The sequence below is a fragment of the Flavobacterium sp. genome (genome assembly GCF_044371705.1).
GTDB lineage: Bacteria > Bacteroidota > Bacteroidia > Flavobacteriales > Flavobacteriaceae > Flavobacterium.
The window spans coordinates 1-5,379 of the sequence record NZ_JBILTE010000172.1 but is presented as its reverse complement, the minus strand read 5'-3'; the positions used below and the strand labels follow the sequence as shown (position 1 = coordinate 5,379).

General features: G+C 37.6%; 3 protein-coding genes. 2 read left to right on the top strand and 1 reads right to left on the bottom strand.

All coding sequences use genetic code 11. The features are described 5' to 3' along the window. The coding region (locus ACIQ2S_RS10800) for an RDD family protein (RefSeq protein WP_396175841.1) at positions 1–598 on the top strand (598 nt) is incomplete at its 5' end. Positions 599–781: 183 nt separating this feature from the next. Here the strand turns inward: ACIQ2S_RS10800 and recG are convergent. Further along, positions 782–2,887, bottom strand: coding sequence for an ATP-dependent DNA helicase RecG (recG, locus tag ACIQ2S_RS10795; protein ID WP_396175839.1), 2,106 nt, complete (start codon positions 2,885–2,887; stop codon positions 782–784). Between the two features lie 269 nt (positions 2,888–3,156). On the opposite strand from recG, the gene ACIQ2S_RS10790 reads away from it, so the two are divergent. After that, the gene (locus tag ACIQ2S_RS10790; protein ID WP_396175837.1) at positions 3,157–5,229 is read left to right on the top strand and encodes a M1 family metallopeptidase; all 2,073 of its coding nucleotides are present in this window, start codon (positions 3,157–3,159) and stop codon (positions 5,227–5,229) included. Positions 5,230–5,379 lie beyond the last annotated feature (150 nt).

Below are 5,379 nucleotides of genomic sequence, written 5' to 3'. Positions count from 1 at the left end.
GTTGGGATTAAATGATTGGCTGGACGGACTAGATGGATGGTCAATTGCAGCCGTTTTGTTCGTTTTTTTTTCGCCGGTAATCTTCTATTCATTGGTTTTAGAAAGTCTTTTGGAAGGACAAACCATTGGAAAGCGATTGATGAAAACAAAAGTGGTTAAAATTGATGGGTACCAAGCATCCTTTGGCGACTACATTATTCGTTGGGTTTTTAGAATTGTGGATGTGAACATCAGTAGCGGCATCATCGGCTTGATTACTATGATTATAAGTAGTAAAACCCAACGTTTGGGCGACATGACCGCAGGTACGGCTGTGATTAGTTTGAAAAACAATATCAGTATCAATCACACTATTCTGGAGGAAGTCGATAATTCGTATGTGCCAACCTATCCCTTAGTAATCAAATTATGCGACAACGACGCACGTATCATCAAAGAAACCTTCAACATTGCGGTAGCAAAAAGAGATTTTGCCACTTTAATTAAATTGCGTGTTAAAATTGAAGAAGTCACCGGCATCAAAAACACCTCCGGTAACGACACCGATTTTTTACGAACGATTTTAAAGGATTATAGTTATTATACACAGAGTATGTAGGTTTGGAGGTGCTGAGGGACTAAGGTACTGAGGTACTGAGGTTTTTGCTGAGTGCTAATTTGTTCTTTTTCTTGAGAACCAAATTATATTAATTTTTTTAATTTTTTAAAATCTGTGTTCAAAATTGCCGTAACGAGAACTCTTAAACTTTTAAACCCGCAACCTTTAACCCGAAACCCGCAACTAACTAATATAATTCCAAATATTCTTCCGCTTACTCATCTCCATAAAAACCATTCGCAACGTTTGATGTTCCGGTAAGGTCATGGAAGCGTCTTTTTTTAAGAGTTTAATGGCTTCGTGTCGGGCGACTTGCAATATATCTCGGTCTTTAACCAAATCGGCAATTTGTAGATTCAACACACCGCTTTGTTGGGTTCCCATGATATCTCCGGGACCGCGAAGTTTTAAGTCGACTTCGGCAATTTCAAATCCGTCGTTGGTGCGACACATGGTTTCTAATCGGGTTTTGCTGTCGTCGCTAAGTTTGTGACTGGTCATTAAAATGCAATAGCTCTGTTCGGCTCCACGGCCTACGCGACCGCGAAGTTGGTGCAATTGCGATAAGCCAAAACGTTCCGCACTTTCAATCACCATGACACTGGCATTGGGCACGTTAACGCCAACCTCAATCACTGTGGTTGCGACCATAATATTGGTTTTTCCTAACGAAAAGCGACGCATTTCTTCTTCTTTGTCCGCCGCTTTCATTTGTCCGTGAACAATAGAAACACTATAATGAGGCAACGGAAAATCTCTTGAAATACTTTCATAGCCATCCATTAAATCTTTGTAATCCATTTTTTCACTTTCGTTGATTAGCGGATAAACGATATAAATTTGACGACCTTTGGCAATTTCATCTTTCAAAAATTTCCACACTTTCAAACGGTTGGAATCATATCGATGCACGGTTTGAATGGGTTTTCGTCCCGGTGGCAATTCGTCAATCACTGAAATATCTAAATCGCCATACAAACTCATTGCCAATGTTCGAGGAATAGGCGTGGCGGTCATCACCAAAACATGCGGCGGAATGTCGTTTTTCTTCCATAATTTCGAGCGTTGTTCCACACCAAATCGATGTTGCTCGTCAATAATCGCCAAGCCCAAATTTTGAAATTGTACTTTATCTTCTAACAAAGCATGGGTACCAATAATAATATGCAATTCGCCGGATTCCAATTGTTCGTGAATGATTTTTCGTTCCGCTGTTTTACTTGAACCCGTCAATAATTTGATGTTGATATTTAAATCTTTGGCTAATTCAGTCAAACCATTAAAATGTTGGGTAGCCAAAATTTCGGTTGGTGCCATCAAGCAACTTTGAAATCCGTTGTCTAAAGCAATCAACATGCACATTAAAGCGACTATCGTTTTTCCTGAACCCACATCTCCTTGTAATAAACGGTTCATTTGGGCATTGCTTCCCAAATCGTTGCGAATTTCTTTCAGCACTTTTTTCTGTGCATTGGTCAATTCAAACGGCAAATGATTTTGATAAAAATCGTTGAAATAGGTTCCTACTTTTTCAAACGGATGTCCCTTTATTTTGTGTTTTCGAATAAGGTTTTTGGTGATTAATTGCAATTGAATAAAAAACAATTCTTCAAACTTTAAGCGAAACTGAGCTTTCGCTAACAAGTCTTGACTTTTCGGAAAATGAATGTTAAACAATGCCGCATTTTTAGGAATGAGTTTTAATTCATCAAGTAAATAAGCAGGTAGGGTTTCCAAAAAACGGGCTTGCGTTTCTACAAACAATTGCTGCATCATTTTGTTGATGGTTCGATTGGAAATGCCTTTTTGTGTCAATTTTTCAGTGGACGGATAGACGGGTTGCATCGCCGAACGCAGACTTTCTTTGTGTTCTTCCAATAATTCCAATTCCGGATGAGCCATGTTAAATTGTCCTGAAAAAGGAGTGACTTTTCCAAAAGCAACATAAGGAGTATTGAGTTTTAAACTTTCGCGAACCCACTTCTGGCCTTGAAACCAAACCAATTCCATTTCGCCGGTGTCGTCTACAAATGTTGCCACCAAACGACCACGACCTTTTTTCTGTTCGACGGTTTTGATGTGGATGATTTTGCCAACGATTTGCACTTCTGTATTTCCGGCTTGCAATTCATTGATTTTATAATACCGCGTTCGGTCGATATACCTATTGGGAAACAGCGTCAACAAATCACCATACCGATGAATGCTGAGTTCCTTTCGCAGCATTTCACCGCGGGAAGGACCCACGCCTTTAAGGTATTCGATTGGTGTTTGGAGGATGTCGTTCATAGTCAATAACAATAACAATAACAATTGCAATATCAAACATTAATGACTATTGCAATTCAAGGCGAAGATAGTTTTTTGAGATGTAATTAAAAATTGAAACGATTACATTTTTTAAACCATTAAGAGATTAAGATTCATTAAGCAAAGGTTTAAATTATTCTAGGTTTTAAAATCCGTAGCAATCAGTATTTGGCAAAGCCAATCGGTTCTATCCGCGTTCCAATCTTTACGTATATTTGTATAACTTTGCGAAACTCTGTCAAACAACCATGCGATATATTTTTTTATTCCTTTTTACTTTTTCCTTCGCTCAACAATCCACCAAAGTTGATTTTAAAACAATGAACGCCACTTTGGCTCCAAATGCCACTGATAAATCCATTTCCGGCGAGGTCAACTATGAATTTGAAGTTTTAAAAGCGATTGACACCATTGCCATCGACGCCATCAAAATGGATTTTACAAACGTAAAAATCAATGGTAAATCAGTCAACTTTAAAAACACAACTAAAAAACTCCAATTATTCGAAGGTTTTAAAAAGGGTAAAAATACGTTAACATTTACTTATACAGCCACCCCCAAACAAACGCTTTATTTTATCGGAGAAGGTGAAAATTTACAAATCTGGACCCAAGGTCAAGGAAAATACACTAGTCATTGGTTACCCAGTTTTGATGATGTAAATGAAAAAGTTATTTTTAATTTATCGATTGAATATAATTCCTTATTTGAAGTTCTTTCTAATGGAAGGCTTGACGGAACAACTGTTTATCCGCCACTTTCCAATCCAAATAAAATCTGGCACTATCAAATGTCCAAACCCATGTCGTCCTATTTAGTCATGATGGCAATCGGTAAATTCACCAAACAAACCGCGAACACTAAATCGGGGACGCCTTTAGAATTTTATTTAGATCATAAAGATGCCGATAAATTTGAAACCACTTACCAATACAGCACGCAAATTTTTGACTTCTTTGAACGGGAAATTGGAGTAAAGTACCCTTGGGAAATTTACCGGCAAGTTCCTGTTCGTGATTTTTTATACTCCGGAATGGAAAACACGACATCCACCATTTTTGCTCAGGATTTTGTGGTGGATAAAACAGGGTTTACTGATAAAACGTATATCAATGTAAACGCTCATGAATTGGCTCATCAGTGGTTTGGCAATTTAATTACCGCACAATCCGGAAAACACCATTGGTTGCAGGAAGGTTTTGCCACCTATTATGCCTTGTTGGCCGAAAAAGAACTCTTTGGTGACGATCATTTTAACTGGGAATTATATGAAATGGCAGAACGTTTGCAGCAAGCTTCCAAAACCGACACCATTCCGTTGTTGAACGAAAAAGCCAGTTCGCTTACGTTCTATCAAAAAGGAGCTTGGGCGTTGCATTTTTTAAGAGAATCTATAGGAGCTGAAAACTTTCAAAAAGCCGTTAAGAATTATTTAAAAAAATACAGTTTCAAAAACGTAAATACGGATGACTTTTTAAACGAAGTCAAAGCCGTTTCTTCTTTTGATTCAGAAAACTTCAAACGCGTTTGGTTGGAACAATCCGGTTTTGAAGTGAATCAAGCGTTGACTGCATTGCGTAAAAACACGTTTATGAAATCGTATTTGGAGTTAGTAGAATTGCAGTCCAAACCTTTTGCAGAAAAGAAAACTACATTCGAGAATATTTTAAAAAGTGAATCTTTTTATCCTCTCAAAGAAGAAGTAGTTTTTCAATTAGCTGAAGTCCCATTTGCTGATAAAGAATCTGTACTAAAGCTGGCAATGCTTTCAAATGATTTAAAAGTCCGTCAAGCCGTTGCACGAATTATGGTTGAAATCCCACCCACTTTTCAAGCAAATTATGAAACACTTTTAAACGACGATTCCTACATCACCAAAGAAATTGCATTAGGAACTTTGTGGAATTTATTTCCCGAAAAACAAGCGGTTTATTTGAATCAATCCAAAGATTGGATAGGTTTTAATGATAAAAACCTTCGGATACTTTGGCTCACCTTAGCATTGATGACCAAAGACTATCAAAACGAAAATAAAGTGAATTTTTACGATGAATTACTGAATTACAGTTCGCCAAATTTTGAAAGTTCTATTCGTCAGAATGCGTTAACCAATCTGTTGTTTCTGAATCCGAATGATCAAAACATCTTGCGAAATTTAGTCAACGCAACCACGCATCACAAATGGCAGTTCACCCTTTTTGCTCGTAATCAAATACGCGAATTAGTTAAAACCGACCGACACAAAAAGTATTTTGAAGAAATGCTTCCGAGTTTAAATGCGGTAGAACAAAGTCAGTTGAAAAGGTTGCTAGAAAACTAACCCATCATCTGAATCACTTCCGTTTTCAAATAACTAATTGCCATATAACTCGGCGATTGCTTGTCCAATAAATCACTTAAAATCACCTCACGTAGTTTGTGCGACGACTCCACTTTCTCACTCATATTTGCTTTGCGAATATTTTGGATA